11 protein-coding genes are annotated in these 14,837 nt (G+C 55.4%); 7 read left to right on the top strand and 4 right to left on the bottom strand.

The annotated features are described in order from the left end of the window. Positions 1-425: 425 nt before the first annotated feature. Positions 426-1,496, top strand: coding sequence for a type VI secretion system protein TssA (tssA, locus tag CKW13_RS17485; RefSeq protein WP_176465130.1), 1,071 nt, complete (start codon positions 426-428; stop codon positions 1,494-1,496). A gap of 19 nt (positions 1,497-1,515) precedes the next feature. On the opposite strand, the gene CKW13_RS24245 is transcribed toward tssA, so the two are convergent. Continuing rightward, entirely contained in the window at positions 1,516-2,244 is a 729-nt protein-coding gene (locus tag CKW13_RS24245) for a hypothetical protein (protein WP_141233993.1), read from the bottom strand. A gap of 380 nt (positions 2,245-2,624) precedes the next feature. Here CKW13_RS24245 and CKW13_RS17480 point away from each other — a divergent pair, with 380 nt between their 5' ends. The 6 genes from CKW13_RS17480 to CKW13_RS17455 are packed head-to-tail and all read left to right on the top strand — an operon-like array spanning position 2,625 to position 10,308. After that, the gene (locus CKW13_RS17480) at positions 2,625-3,227 is read left to right on the top strand and encodes a M15 family metallopeptidase (protein WP_256576613.1); all 603 of its coding nucleotides are present in this window, start codon (positions 2,625-2,627) and stop codon (positions 3,225-3,227) included. Positions 3,228-3,269: 42 nt separating this feature from the next. Further along, complete coding sequence (locus tag CKW13_RS17475) at positions 3,270-3,530, top strand: PAAR domain-containing protein (protein ID WP_095109841.1); 261 nt, start codon at positions 3,270-3,272, stop codon at positions 3,528-3,530. A gap of 28 nt (positions 3,531-3,558) precedes the next feature. Further along, positions 3,559-4,887, top strand: coding sequence for a hypothetical protein (locus tag CKW13_RS17470; protein ID WP_095109840.1), 1,329 nt, complete (start codon positions 3,559-3,561; stop codon positions 4,885-4,887). Between the two features lie 36 nt (positions 4,888-4,923). Then, on the top strand, positions 4,924-8,571 hold the full coding sequence (gene tssM, locus CKW13_RS17465) for a type VI secretion system membrane subunit TssM (RefSeq protein WP_095109879.1): 3,648 nt from the start codon (positions 4,924-4,926) through the stop codon (positions 8,569-8,571). Beyond that, the gene (tagF, locus tag CKW13_RS17460; RefSeq protein WP_095109839.1) at positions 8,568-9,554 is read left to right on the top strand and encodes a type VI secretion system-associated protein TagF; all 987 of its coding nucleotides are present in this window, start codon (positions 8,568-8,570) and stop codon (positions 9,552-9,554) included. The genes tssM and tagF overlap by 4 nt, the downstream gene beginning before the upstream one ends. A 1-nt stretch (position 9,555) precedes the next feature. After that, positions 9,556-10,308 carry an OmpA family protein gene (locus tag CKW13_RS17455; protein WP_095109838.1) on the top strand — a complete coding sequence of 251 codons (753 nt, stop codon included), beginning with the start codon at positions 9,556-9,558 and terminating at the stop codon, positions 10,306-10,308. A gap of 304 nt (positions 10,309-10,612) precedes the next feature. Here CKW13_RS17455 and CKW13_RS24240 read toward each other — a convergent pair whose 3' ends face one another. The 3 genes from CKW13_RS24240 to CKW13_RS17445 all read right to left on the bottom strand — a co-directional run bounded on the left by CKW13_RS24240 (position 10,613) and on the right by CKW13_RS17445 (position 14,833). Further along, complete coding sequence (locus tag CKW13_RS24240) at positions 10,613-11,068, bottom strand: hypothetical protein (protein ID WP_141233992.1); 456 nt, start codon at positions 11,066-11,068, stop codon at positions 10,613-10,615. A 240-nt stretch (positions 11,069-11,308) separates the two neighbouring features. After that, on the bottom strand, positions 11,309-11,986 hold the full coding sequence (locus CKW13_RS17450; RefSeq protein ID WP_095109837.1) for a DUF2515 family protein: 678 nt from the start codon (positions 11,984-11,986) through the stop codon (positions 11,309-11,311). Positions 11,987-12,148: 162 nt separating this feature from the next. Further along, complete coding sequence (locus tag CKW13_RS17445) at positions 12,149-14,833, bottom strand: type VI secretion system Vgr family protein (protein WP_095109836.1); 2,685 nt, start codon at positions 14,831-14,833, stop codon at positions 12,149-12,151. Positions 14,834-14,837: the final 4 nt, after the last annotated feature.

The raw sequence follows: 14,837 nt of genomic DNA, 5'->3' as shown, positions 1-14,837 counted from the left end.
CTTTGGTGCCTTTCTCGAAGTCAGCCTGAAACAAGTGCGTGAACGCCGCGACATGGCGAGTGAGCTCATTTTCCAGAGCATGAATGCCTGTGCGTTGGAATCCTCAGTGTCTTGAGGCTGAAGCCGAATTCAAATAAACCTTCCTTGCGGTGTATAGGGCTTAATAGTCGGACCAATGCTCAGCGTGAGTGGATCTGGTGTTGATACAGGCGAGTGCAGGTGAGTGTGGCTGATAATGATCGCTGCAGTTGTGCTCATCGGCGTTGATATCCATGTAGTGTGCTGCCCCCTACCGTTGAACGAAAATTTGTAGCGCAGGCTTGTCTGGCGGAAAAAACACGGTAATGATTATCGCGCGTAGTTTCTGACTGGGTAAAGTCTGATCGCTCACATAAATATATTGCATCGTTGGTAGAGGGCGTTTTGTGTCTAATCTTGAAATTTTATTGCGCCCAATAAGTGGCCTGCATCACTCCGGGAAAGATCTTACATATTCATCTGAATTTGATGACATACAAAAACTTCGTGAGTTTGATGATCCAACTTTAGAGCAAGGTGAGTGGGTTGCTGATCTTAAAGTTGCCAATTGGCCGGAAGTGGTTAAGCGGTGTTCGAAACTGTTACGAGAGGACAGTAAGGATCTGCGCGTTGCGGGTTGGTTGACGGAGGGCTGGGTATACACTCAGGGTTTTGCAGGGTTGGCCCAGGGTTACAACCTGATTGCAGGTTTAGTTGAGCATTACTGGGATGACCTATTCCCCGCCATCGAGGATGGAGATGTTGAGCAGCGGGTCGGTTGTCTGGCATGGGTGCTCAAGCAGAGTCTACGTTGGGTGTCGTCGATCCCTGTGGTGGACGATGGTGTGCGGCCCTACACGCTCTCTGACTATGCTATGGCGCATCAACGATCTGGAGGTGCTCGTCTCGGGGATTTAGAGCATGTAACGCTAGAGCAATTGGAGCGTGTCAGGGCTGCAACACCGGTAGAGTTCTATCGTCATCAGTGGCTAGCGATTCAGGAGGCGGTCTCTGCGCTAAGCAGTCTGGAACACCAAGCGCAGGCGCGTCTAGGCGATCAGGCGCCAAGATTTGCTTCAGTCCGAGAGGCGCTGGACGCTGCTCTCAGCAGTATTCAGCGATTTGCCAAAGACGCGGGTGTGGATGTGCGTGGAGGGGATGAGTCGGAAGTTTCATTGCCTATGCAGCATTCTGGGCAGTTGCTGCCCCATCGCGCAGTGCCGTCGGTAACCGATGTCCCTGCTGCGGCGTCGGGTATTGCTTCGCGTGAGGAAGCGCTAAATCGGCTGCGCGAGGTGGCAAATTACTTCCGTCGGGCTGAGCCCCACAGTCCTGTCGCGTACATGGCAAACCAAGCAGCTGATTGGGGGGAGATGCCCCTGCATGAGTGGCTTAAGGTTGTGCTAAAAAATGACGCCGCACTCGTTCATCTGGAGCAGGTGTTGGGTGTGGCAAAGGTCGCCGAAAGTGGCGGCTGACCTTTGGGCTTGCGGGTAGTCAAGGTAAGGGACACAAGCTCATCGAGCCCGGAAGGTCGGCGCAAATACGCTGACGACAGTCAATACCCGCTTCGGTGTTGGCTGCCGGGCAGGCTTTTACACGGTCCTGCAGGGCTTTGCGCGCAGGCGGGGGTAGGTCGTTGTCCGGGCTTTCGATATAGCGCATCAGAGCGATCAGTACGTCTACATCGCTGGAGCGAGATGGGGAAGATGCGCTGTGGGCTGAGCGTGCGGTAGGCGCGGGAGGGTAAGGTTTGGTGGTCTGAATGACTGGTGTTTTATTGGGTGTTGGATGCGCGGAAGCGCTGATGAGGTTCGCGTGCTGCTCTGTATGGGGTTCGTTAAAAATCTGGGCGGACTCACCGATCATTGGTGGCGGCGTTTGCTCGCTCATAGCGTTGCTGGCGGTGTGTGCCTCTGCGGGAGCTTCGCTGACTTCTTGAGGTGACGAATCGAACACCCATGCCATGCTGGTTACGAGTGTCAGCGCAACGATGCTCAGCCACGTGTATAGCGTCTTCCTTGAGCTGATACTGGGCTGGGCTGCGTTGTTAACTGGGCGGACATCGGGAGTGTTGTTGTCTTGAGTATCCGCTAACAAGCTGGGCGCTTTTGAATGTGCGTTACTTGATGTCACGGCATCTAATTCCGGTATTTGGCGGCTGTTTTGCCAGTGAGGTGGCGTGCGCTTATTTTGCTGGGTGGAAAGTTTGGTGGGGCGACGCAAAATAGTGCCAGGGATTTAGGCGTAGCTCTATTTAATTTTCAATGCTGTCATTTTGATAGTGCGGCGGTTTGAAGTCGTAGTTTGACGCTGCTCTGTATTTTTTTCTGAGGTGGGTTGTATACTTCATGCTATTGCTCGTGGTTTTTTGTTTGGCCGCAAGTGCGATTGCTTGCTTGTGGTGGTTGTTGTTTCCTGAACGTGCATCTACACACTTGAAGGAGCTGGTTTTTTTCCTAAAGAGATGTAGGAAATTTCTTTTTGTTAGTGTTGGAAGTTCAGTTTCTGTTTCGAACAGCAGTATCGTTCGCCTTGGGTTTAATTTTAGGCGTTGGCTATTGCCGCTCGTTCATTACCGGCGCCTCCTATGGCTAATGCTTTTCTTGTTGCTGTTGCCACCTGCATTGGTTTTCTACTTGCGTGGGACGGTGGAACTCGAAGGGTATGGCAGTGATGTTCATCGTGGGGAGACGCCAAGCTTGATTGCAGAGCTGTTGCGTGGTGAGCGGCTGGTTCCGCCCCGTGCGTTGCCGCCGCAGGTGTTCACTTCCCGCGAGGTCGAGCGAATTAGGCCTCGCACCGGCGCGGCAGACAGGTCATGGGACAAGATGGACGCCGACTTCGTCCAGCGCTTGCTGGTGGTTTACAAAGTGATGCTGGAGCGCCATGGGTACGAAATGGTGTTGCTTGAAGGCTACCGCAGTCCGGAACGTCAAGACGTTCTTGGCCTCTTGCCAGGAACCACCAATGCCAAGGCCTGGCAGAGTTACCACCAGTATGGTCTGGCTGCGGACAGTGCGTTTTTGAGAGAAGGGAAGTTGGTGATTACCGAAAAAGACCCTTGGGCATTGCGCGGATATGAGTTGTACGGGCAGGTAGCCGAAGAGCTGGGCTTGACCTGGGGTGGCCGCTGGAAACTGTTGGATTTCGGGCATGTGGAACTGCGCACTGCCGGTCGTGGGCCGTCGGCCAGATCTATGCCTTAACCCTGAGCAAATGCAGTGCTTGGACCTACATGGAGAGCGAAGATGACGCGACCGTTGATTGTAAAAGGGGATATGACAAGCCACGGCGGAGTGGTGATGGAGGCCAGTGACGATTCGACGATCAACGACAAGGGCATTGCCCGCGTAGGCGATCTGGTGGTTTGTCCTGTCCATGGCCCAACGGTGATTACCACTGGCGATGGTGACTATGAAGTGGATGACAAAGCGTCGGCCCGGCACGGTGATATCACCTCCTGTGGAGCCGTGTTGATTGCAGGCCAATCCACAACGTACCGGCCGTAAGTGTAAGGGCGAGCAGGAATGGAATGTGATGTTTAAGCGAATCCTTGGCTACAAAGCGCTGTGGGTGGTATTGGTCTTTGCCGGTAGTGGGGGGGTTACCCTGTGGTCTTGGCGTGACCATTATCGTCTGCCGACGGTGCAAGACATCGTCACCCACTTTTTGGTAATACCCGCGGCGCTGTGTTTGGGATATTGGGGGGTGCACCAGGGTGTTGAGTGGCTGAAGCGCCGCCGACAGCCGGAGCTTGCGGAGGATTTGGCTGATGTGGAGCCGATGCTGGCTGCTGAACACGTCATGCCAATTCAGATACGGGATTGGAGCCTGTATTTGCCTCTTGGCGATGCGCCCGCCGGGGTTATCAAAGCGTTGAAAGCGCGTGACCGACCGGCTCCTCACCCCACACTGAAAGATTCAAGCGGGTTCCCACGTCGTATTGCTTGGTTTGATGTCTTGAGCACTGAGGATTTCATTGAATCAGAGCAAGACGATCCTCTACCCATCGATGTCCGACGCGCATTACTGCTGGCTTCAGAGGCTCTGGAGCCTTTGCTGATGCGTCACTTGGAGCGCGAACTTCTCGAAGCGAGCGAGCCTCAAAGCCCCTTGCCTGTGCATGTCCTTGTTCCTACTCGCTGGTCGACCGATATCCAAACAACGGCGCACCAATGGTTGGTATCAGCCCTTACGCCGCTCTCCAAGTGGGGGCTGGAATGTCTCGTGATTATTCACGCTACGAACGACACTCGGCAGGTATTGAGTTTTCTCGAACAGTTACGCCATACCGAGAGTTTGGACACGAAGTCCCGTCTACAGGTCGTGCTCGCCAGTGATTCGTTCATTCAAGATGAAGAGCTGCTTGAGGCGCTGCCGGAGGTCTCCGGAGAGGGGGCATGCGCGCTGCTGCTCGCGTTTGGGCTTCCGGCGGCCACAGAACCAGCTGCAATTGTTCATCCGTTTCGCAGCGAACAGCGAGCGCAATCGGCCGACTTGCCCGGGCAGGTGCGAGCCGCAACCCTCAAGCAACTACTTGAGGAATACAGCTCGGACCTTTCACCGATCAATGCAGTGATCGCTGATGCGGATCAGCGTGCCTCTCGGCAAACCGAACTCTTGGCGGCTTTGCACGCAACGCTTCCCGAGTTGGACCCTATCGGTGAGTGCCTGAGTTTGCCGATTTGCTGTGGGGATATGGGCGCAGTGACAACACTGGCCTCGTTGGCGTTGGCCGCTTCAAACAGTGTCGAGACGCAGCAGGAAACCTTGCTGGTGTCGGTGCAGGATCCCTTTTGGCGAGCGGTCTGCCGGGTTCAGCCCTCGCCGCTGCCGGTTCCAATACCTCTTCAGGACCTCGCATGAATTTGCGCATCACGTTAGCCCCGGGACTTGTTCACCATGATTAACCGCCTCTCTGCTTTTTTCTCCAACTCTCGTGTGCTCGCTGTTGTCGGGCTATTGATCGTCGCAGGCTTGCTCTTTCTTAATGCTGCCACGTTGAAAAAAGTGCTTCTTGCGCTCCTTGTGTTGGCGCTTGTTGCATTAGGGGGCGCTTGGTTGTGGCGGCGAATCTTGGCTAAGAAGTCGGCTGCGGCACTGCATCAGATGGTAGCCGGTGCAGAGGGTGATGCCCCAGAGTTGCGCCAACGGCTGGAAGAGGCGCTCCACGCGATCAAATCCTCGCGACTTGGACGACTTAGAGGGTCAGAGGCTTTGTATGAGTTGCCGTGGCTGATGGTGATAGGCAACCCCGCCGCGGGTAAAAGCACGGCAGTCCTGAACTCCGGGTTGACCTTTCCTTTCAATGATGAAAAAGGCTCTGCGCTGCAGGGTATCGGAGGTACGCGCAATTGCGATTGGTACTTCACCACCGAAGGAATCCTGTTGGATACCGCCGGACGCTATTCGGTGCAGGACGCAGACCGAGGGGAGTGGTTGTCTTTCCTGAGTTTGCTGCGCAAACACCGCCCACGTGCGCCGATTAACGGCATCATCATCGCAGCCAGTGTTGCCGAGTTGACCGGAAATTCGCCGGAGTTTGCGATTGATTTGGCTAAAAAACTGCGCCTACGTATTCAAGAACTGACCGAGCGCCTGGAAGTGGTTGCTCCGGTGTACGTAGTGTTTACCAAGGTCGACTTGATCAATGGGTTTAATGATTTCTTCCAGATGCTGGAGCCTCAGGAACGAGAAAAAGTCTGGGGTGCCACCTTTGCTTTCAATTCCCAAACAGGTCCAGAGGCCGGCAGCCAGTTTGACCAGCACTTTGATGAGTTGTGTGACGGGCTCAAAGAGATGAGTCTGGCGCAGATGGCGCTTAACCGCGAGGGTGCCCAGGCGCCGGGGCTGTTGACCTTGCCGCTGGAATTCAGAGGCATCAAGGCCAGCCTGAGCACGTTCTTGATGGCACTGTTCGAGGAAAATCCTTATCAGTACAGGCCGGTATTTCGAGGCTTTTACTTCACCAGTGCCGTCCAGGAAGTTGCCAGCGTTTGCGGTATGTCCGAAGAAATTGCTCGGCGCTTTGGTCTGAGCGCGGTGCAACAATCAAATTTGCCAAATGAAGAAAAGCAGTTGTCCCGCCGCAGCTATTTCCTTCTGGATTTGTTCCGCAAGGTGGTGTTCGCCGATCGCCAGTTGGTGCGCCAGTACTCCAGTCGTTCGCGAACTCGAAAACGCTCTGTAGCGTTTCTCGGCACGGCGCTGTTGCTCGGCGGTAGTCTGGCGGGTTGGACGTGGTCCTACACTAGCAATCAACAGTTGGTGAGCAACGTCCAAGCTGATTTACGGAAGGCCCAGGACGTTCAGAAGGACCGCATTGACCTGCAGTCGCGCCTTGAGGCATTACAGATGATTCAAGACCGACTGAGCCAGTTGCAAAAGTACCGTGACGATCATCCGTTGACGCTAGGGCTGGGCCTCTATCAGGGGGCTGCACTTGAAGCCAAATTGCGTCATGAGTATTTCCAGGGGATGCAGCAGGTGATGCTGACGCCGGTGGCGCAGCAATTGGAATCCTACCTGCGCGAGGTCAGTGCGAGATCTGCTGCGCTGAAGCCAGCAAAATCGACGGCACCCGTCAGCGTAACCCCTGTCGGGGTATACCAGCCTCCATCGCCGAGCAATGTCCAGGATGCTTATAACGCCCTGAAAGCTTATTTGATGCTGGGCAATGCCGAACGTGTTGAACCCGCACACTTGAGTGACCAGCTAACCCGTTTCTGGCGGCTTTGGCTGGAAGACAATCGAGGTGGTATGGACCGGGAAGACATGGCGCGCCGTGCCGAACGATTAATGAGCTTCTATATCCGTCAATCCAATGCGGCCGACTGGCCCGTACTGGACACCAAGGTCACGTTGACCGATGACTCTCGTCGTACTCTCAGTGGGGTGATGCAAGGGCTGCCAGCACGAGACAGAGTCTATGCAGAGCTTAAAGCCAGGGCTGCAACACGCTATCCGAGTGTGACCGTTGCGGGGTTGCTGGGGGAGGGTGACAAGATATTTGCTGGGAGTTATGCCATTTCTGGCGCCTTCTCTCGAGAGGCGTGGGAGGGCTATGTGAAGCAAGCCATTCGCGACGCTTCCCATAAGGAGCTAACCACCACCGACTGGGTGCTGCAGAGCGCCCGCGCGGATGACTTGACGTTGTCCGGTAGTCCAGAGCATATCCAAAAAGAGCTGGAGCAGTTGTATACCCAGGAATACATCGCAGAATGGAGAAAATTTCTGCAAGGCATCACTGTGGCCAGCTTTTCCAGCTTCAGTGATGCGCGAACGGCGATGAACCAGTTGGGTGACCCGCAAAACTCGCCTATGCGCAAGCTGATGGAGGCAATCTACCGGCAAACATCTTGGGACAACCCCTCGCTGATTAATGAGGGCCTCAAAACGGCCAAGGGTGGATTGTTGAGTTGGTTCTCCAAGGCCCCTGCCGGAGCGCAGGCGTTGGCGCCCGGTAATGCCGGAGAAATTCCGGTCGGGCCCGTCGGTCTTGAATTTTCCGGAATTGCCCGGCTGATGGTGGCCCGCGACAGTTCGCCTTCACTGCTGCAAAGTTACCTGGAAAACCTATCCGGCATTCGTACGCGTTTGAATGCCATCCAGACTCAGGGTGACCCTGGGCCAGGTGCCCGAGAGTTGATGGTGCAGACTCTGGATGCGAGCGCTACCTCTGAATTATCAGCTGGGCTTAGGCTAGTCGATGAGCAGTTGCTGTCCAGCATGGAAGATGGCCAGCGCCGGACGTTACGACCGCTGTTGTTATGGCCGATGATTCAAACATTTGGCGCACTGATTCCACCGACTCACAACGAAATCAACAAAGTCTGGAAAGCTCAGGTCCATGAGCCTTTCCAGCAAACGTTAGCGGGCAAGTACCCCTTTGCCCCTGCCGGGCAAATTGAAGCGGGCACTGCCGAAATTGCCCAGGTTTTTGGTCCCCAGGGGGCGATAGCGCAGTTTGTTAATGACAGCCTTGGCCCCTTGGTAATTCGCCGCGGGAACAGCCTGGTCAGCAAACAGTGGGCCGATGTCGGGCTGAGCCTGTCGCCATCCTTGATGACCCATTTCGCGCAATGGGTTGCTCCGTTAGGCCAAACGGCTGAAGGAGGGGCGTTGGTGACGTTCCAGATATTGCCTGGTTCCGCTGCGGGGTTCAGTGAGTACAGTGTGCTGGTAGGCGACCAACAGCTGCGTTACCGCAACACCCCCGCTCAGTGGAATAACTTTGTCTGGGATAGCAACAAGCCGAATCAAGCGGCCAAAGTCAGTGTGGTGACTTACGACGGAAGGACGATAGACCTTCAGAGCTTCGTCGGTCAAAACGCGTTAGGCCAATTGATTCAAAGTGCTCAGAGTCGACAGAACGCTGATGGCTCTTACGAGCTTCAGTGGCGTCAAGACGATTGGGTTGTGCCTGTCACCATGAAGGTCATCAGTAATCCGCGCGCGAACGCCGATGGCAGCCAGCGCAGGGGGTTGGATGGTACTCAGTTGCCGCTGACAGTGGTTGGTCTGGATGCGTCCTTGGAGAAGCAGCTATGACCCCGGACGTTTTGACGTTACCCATCAGTTATTTTGGTAAGTTGCCAGCGCAGGGCGATTTTGTAAGGGCCGCGAACAATCACCGTCCGTTAATTTCCATTCTCGATCGCTGGGTAACTGAGGGGTTGGATTTGCTGGCCCAGGATGTTGCCTGGAAATCGCTATATGACAGCGCACCTGGGTTTCACTTCGCCTTTATGGGCTCTCGCCATCGATCAGTGATCGGTGGGCACCTGTTACCCAGTGTCGATGCGAGCGGCCGGCGATTTCCTTTTATGGCCGGCGTTACCTTTGAAGTGGCAAAGCCCTTGGAGTTTCTCGCGCGCAGCCCATTGGCGTTCACTCGAATGTGGTCGCGCTTGGGCCGTGAACTGCCCCTGGCGAAGCAGGCAGGGGAGCCGGCCCCCATCTTGAACGAACTAAGTGAGCATAAGGCCGACCTTACGGTCAGCTCAGACGTGCTACACCATATCTTTGCCGATTTTCTGCAAGCGCAGACGATAGGCTCGCTTCAGCAGATGCTTAACACGGCCGGTCACCAAGTTGATGTTCGACGTATCTTGCTGGCCCTCGGTTTGCTGCTATGTCCGGTCATGAGCAGTGGCGCGCCCAAAATGGGTAAAGGCTTACGTTTGCCACTCCCATCCGATCCCCTTTACCGGCATCTGGTTTCAGCATTTTGGCTCGATTTGATTGCCGAGTTTTTGGGGGGAGCAGATTTTGAATTGATGTTGCTGCAACGTGGCGAACATCAACCGACGATGACTCTGGGATTTGGCGGCGCCTCCGCCCGTGGGCTATACGGTGTTATCGATCCGCGAATTGAAGAACAGGACACTATCTGGCTTGAGGACCCTCGGTGGGTCGAGCAAGAGGTCAGCGCGAGCTACGCATTAAAAAAAATGTCTACCTACACCAGTCATCCGGGGCTCTCCTTGAACACCGCCAGAGCTACCTTTCGCGAAACTTTTTTGGGGTTATGACATGCGTAGTGCTTTAGTTTTTTTACTCTCATTGGTTTGCCTGGCCGACGTTGCCCTGGCCGCTCAGGACAAGATTGTTGTCAGCGGCACCGTACCTTCCGAATCGATGAGGGCGCAGGTGCTCTCACGTTTGCGCGATCTGTATGGTGCGCAGAGAATTTCCGATCAAATGGAAGTGGGGAATGTCGTAGCCCCAGCGAACTGGGATCAGTATGTATTGAAAATGCTCAGCCCAAATCTTCGGAATATTTCTGCCGGGCGGGTGCAGGTGGAAGGTAATCAGATCCGAGTCAGCGGTAATGTGAAGAACGAAGCGTTGCGCCAGGAAGTGACCAGTACTTTGGCCAGTTCTTTCAACCAAACTTACCAGGTGCATAACACATTACAGGTCAGCTCAGGACAGCAAGCACTGGATGAAACGCTGGGCCAGCGCACCATTGAGTTTGAAAGCGGCAGTGCGATTCTTACCGCCAAGGGCCGTATCGTGCTGGATGAGATGGCACAAGTTATACGCGAGTTGGACAATGCCCGGATTGCGATCATTGGCCACACCGACAATGTTGGGCTACGTGAGAGCAACATCGAACTCAGCTTGGCGCGTGCAGCGGCGGTACGACAGTACTTGATCGGCAAGCGGATAGAGTCCAGCAGCATGTCAGTGACGGGTAGCGGCCCGGATGCGCCGATCGCCGACAACAATACAGTTGAGGGGCGGAGCAAAAACCGTCGAATCGACTTCAAGATCTTAAATTGAGGGTCAATGTGTAACTGGGAAAAGTATCGGCATGGTGGGTTTAATACTGGCCCGCGCTAGGAAGCTTTTGCGCGTCTCATACTTAAAAACCCGGATAGCCAGTCCGTTCACTAAACCGGCCAGCACGACGGGGCTCAGCTGTAACGTGAATGTGCCAGCTAACTCAAAAGTGCCACCGCTCAGGTCGCGGTGGCGCGTTGCAGCCCTCCATTGGAATAGGCCGCAGGGCTCAATCAAGACTACCGACGCAAGTTCAGAGGTGCGATGCGACCTCAAAGAATCATCTGTTCCGAAATAGGTTGATTTACATGCGTGCTTGCATCGTAGATGGGCTCTTTTTAGATCGGCTGAATGCCTCTATACCTAAGCGTCGCCGGCGTTTTAGCACTGCACCGCTAGTCACCCCGGCCAACTTGGCTATCTCACTGTCTGGTTGAGTACCAAGCAACCCATCAAGATCTTCCCATGGTGATGGGTGTTGACCTCGTTGAGATTTTATTCCCATCTTTCTACGCCGAAACGTCACGGCTGCTTTTGTAACTCCGGCGAGATGAGCAATGATCTGGTCAGTCAATACGCCCAGTAAGAAATCATATCTGGCAATACGGCTGGGAGTTTTGCTGTTGTACGAGGCAATACCCAGGCTACGGCGGCGCTTATTGACGGCACCCTGAGTAACGTTGACCAGTTTGGCTATCTGCGCGTCAGGCTGGGTGCCCAAGAGGGCGTCGAATTTGTACAGGTCGCTTTTGTTTTTCATTGCATCCCACCATCACATCAGCGGCTGGCAGTGGCTTGTAGCCAAGGCCATTTGCAGAATAACGGAGGGGAGGCTGGCGGAAGGCAATCCTCTAGGACCTTTGCCAGTATTACCAATAACAGTAGCGCGAGCCCCGAACCTATCAGGTAGTGGAGTGGGAGCCGGCGATCATTGGAAGGCTTTTTCGAGTTGATGTGAATAGGGTTGTTCATTGGCGAATCTCGCATCGTCCTTTAGTAATTACTTCATACTTTTGGCGACTACAGCCTCGGCGCGAATTGATCCGGGCTCCATTGCCAGAAGGTTGTGCCGTAGTCGCTGCTCTCTATTGCCGGGAAGGCGACGCCTTGTTGAATGTAGCGCCGAGAGTTGGCCTTGGCGGGCGTGAACCACGCACTGCGTCATCTCCACCAACGCACCTTTGCCGTCAGTCAGGTTCATCTGCCAATTGAGTTTCCGGATATCTAACACCCGCCTTTTCCTTTCAAGGTCATTGCGCAAGACGGTGTTCTCCCCCATGGACCACGGCATTGTCTTCATTTGCTCAAGGATCACCGGGTCGTAGGTGTTTACATCCCGGCAGTCGACATCGCGGAAGAACACGTCATTGCCAAACTTTCTCCAATAGAGCATCCATGGAGTGATTTCCAGAAAGACCCAAAAATTACCTTTTAATAGATAGTAATAAGTGACACGAGACATGAGCCTGGCTTGCCCCACCACTTCATCAAATTTGCTCTCAGCAAACTCAATACCATCCACCACTTGCTTGGCGGCAAATGCCGCCAGTCCGGCCCAATAAAAACGGCCTTGGTATTCAGTACCTTCATCCTCTAAAAACAGCTGGGCATAATTGCCAGCGGTTCGTTTGGCACGTTTTAAGACCTTTGGAATAAGGACGTTGTTTCCCGCGAGCAATTTGATGCTGTCCGCTTGGACGAGGGATCATAAATCGCAGCAGGTCACCACAGCGTCTTCGGTCGCGCAGGGTTCAGCACGGGTGTAGGCCCGTTTTAGGGAACACCTTCTTCCGTGTCGACAATCCAGGGTGCGGTCATCGCCTATCTCCGTGGTTACTGCTCAAAAGGAGTCACCTTCGATCTTGGTTTGCGGGTAGGTCACATGCACCTGAGCGGGCTCTGGTTGTGCGGCAAAGTGACGACGGGTTTGAGCCGTCGCGTCGCTGACCGCGCGACTGCGAAGGTCACCCGCGCGGATATCAAGGATTTGATCGACTTCGGGTAAGGGAATACCGGCCGCATCTTTCAGAATAAAAGCGAGTTCGGTGGCGCCCTGGCTCTGTGACATGGCGTCGAGATTGAGCGTGTGTTTGGCACCTCTCAGCAATGGATGCTCACTGCCCTTGACACTGAACACCCCTGGACAGGTAAAGCTGATGTCGCCGCCTTGCAACGTAATGCTCGCTGAACCGGCCTGCAGGACGATTCGGGTCTTGGCGATCAGGTCGATCCTCCCTGTCGTTGCGGTGAAAGTTGCCGCTTGGTCGGCCAACAACTCCATACGGTCGGTGTGTGACTGCAGGCTGACCTCACCGGTCTGCGCCACGACCTTGGCGCCACCTTTGGCGGTATACCAATGCAGGTTGCCACCGCTGGCGCCTGCGATGGTGTGACCGGCGCTAAAGTGCAGGTCCTGCTGAGTGGTCACTTGTAGTTGCTGGCCCGCAAACACATTGCTACTGGCAGGTGTGGCGGCCGTTAGATGATCTGGTGTTTCCAGCACCATGTGCGGCGCGCTGAAGCGCTCCGCTGCTTGTTCCGTATCGGGTTGGGTGGTGTTTTGCCCGTTGACCTGGGCCGGATAGTGAGCGGCCTTGCGCGGGTTCAGCTCATCACCTAATGCTTGTTGCGCAGCGTGAGCAGCCATGATCCCTGCCTGAGCTTGCTGCGCAGCCTGGCTTAAACGTTCGGTGGTGTTCACCGCGCCGTACAGTTGGTCGAGTGCATCGCTCATCTGCATTTGGGTAGCCTTTGCGCCAGTCTGGAGGCTCGTGGATATGAGTAATCCTTTAGCGGCTCGAATCTGTCCCCAGCCTTGTGTGGACTGGTAGAAGCCTAATCCCTGATAAGCGCTGCGCTGGCTCCCTTCACAGGCGATGGCATACCCCAGGGTGAGAGAGCTGCGTGCGGTCTGGTTACCTAGCTGCTGGCGCAGTTGGCCTTGGGCATCATCCAGTTGCCAATCGCTGGCAGGTTGGCCATCCAGGCCCACTGTTTGCACACCACTGATCGTCCCGGGATGGTTGGTGGGCGCGCCGATACCGGCACTGAAGGGCGCAGTTGCTTCGCCGTTGTACACCTGCGCAATGACCACCGGTTGATCGATGTCGGCATGGACGTAGCTAATCACCACTTCACTGCCTATGCGCGGTGTGAAATTCTGGCCAAAGTGTGCACCGGCCAAAGCTTCGGCGACACGGATCCAAGTGCCCGACGTTTCGTTGCCAGGGGCATGTGCGTTGTCCTGCAGGGCGCCCGCCAGGGGGCGGTCACCACGTTGCCAAAAAAACTGTACCCGCACTTGGTGGTCGCGGTTGCTGGTGATGATTTGTCGGTGTGCCCCGACCACGGTGGCGGTCTGTACGCCGGGCGCCTGGGGACGGGGTAGGCGGGTTGGCACGATCGGCACATTCGGCGCAACGGCGTGGAAATGGTTGGCGTAGGTGCCGTGCTCCAGAGTGGCTTTCCCCAACCGGTTGGCAAGAAGCAGGCCGAGATTATTGCTTGCCACATGCCTGATCTGCCGGCAAACCAGAGGTAGGGCCCCCAGGGCTTGATGTTGATCCAGGGTATAACGAATACCCAGTCGCAGTTGCCGCGTCGCGCTGTCTCCCTGATAACCGTGGCATGCCATGCGACGCGCATTCAACAGATGGTTGGCGGCCTGGCGTGCTTGGCCCGACGTTTCGAAAATGGTCGTGGGATTTGCATCAAACATTTCCAGTTCAGGCAACGCGGGCCCTTCGACGATGGGGTTGTTGGCGGTCCCGCTTACCCCCAGCAGTTGCTCCGCGTTCCAGGCGCAGGTTGTTACCGCACCATTGGTGATTTGGCGCTGCTCGCCCAGGCAACGAATACCGTCATCGGCTTGCGGTGTATCTTCACGGGAGAAGATCAGCGCGCCGCCGTCAGGCCACTGGTAGTCATGGTCGATAATCACCAACCTGGCACTATCCGTCGCGCTGCCACCGTGTTCAAAATAGAAACTCAAACCCTCTTCGGATAACAGCCGGCAGACGAACTCAAAGTCGGTTTCTCGGTGCTGCGTGCATAATGCACGGCTCGGCCGCAGCTGGGTAACCCGTGTGTCCCACTGGGCCTGGGGGTAGTCGGAAAAAATTCGTGTGACGATCTCCAGGGCCTCGAGATCCTGGAAAATCACGGTATTGCGACGTCGCTTGAGTAAGCTTAACCAGGTCCCCATGTGCAGCCGATAGCGTGCGATACCGCCGTCGCTTCCGCGCTCTTCTGTGCTGAACACGATGCCTTGCCAACTGCGTTGCTGCCCATCCATTTGCGCCAGTTGCAGGTACATGGACGTTCCCGCTAATGCAGCCAGATTCAACGAGGCTGAAGGGCTGATGCAGTCGAGCGTAAAAACTGGTTCTTCATTGAGCGCTTCGACGCCTTCCCAGTGCTCCACCACCAATGCGTCCGGCAGAGCGGTTTGCACGTGCAGCAGACGGTTGTGCTGTGAGAGCAACGAGGACCAGTCTGTGGCATCCATGTCAGCCGGTGCGGGCATGTGG

This window comes from Pseudomonas sp. Irchel 3E20, assembly GCF_900187645.1.
In the GTDB taxonomy this organism is placed as follows: Bacteria; Pseudomonadota; Gammaproteobacteria; order Pseudomonadales; family Pseudomonadaceae; genus Aquipseudomonas.
The sequence above is the reverse complement of the archived record's forward strand: the minus strand, read 5'-3'. Positions and strand labels throughout refer to the sequence as shown.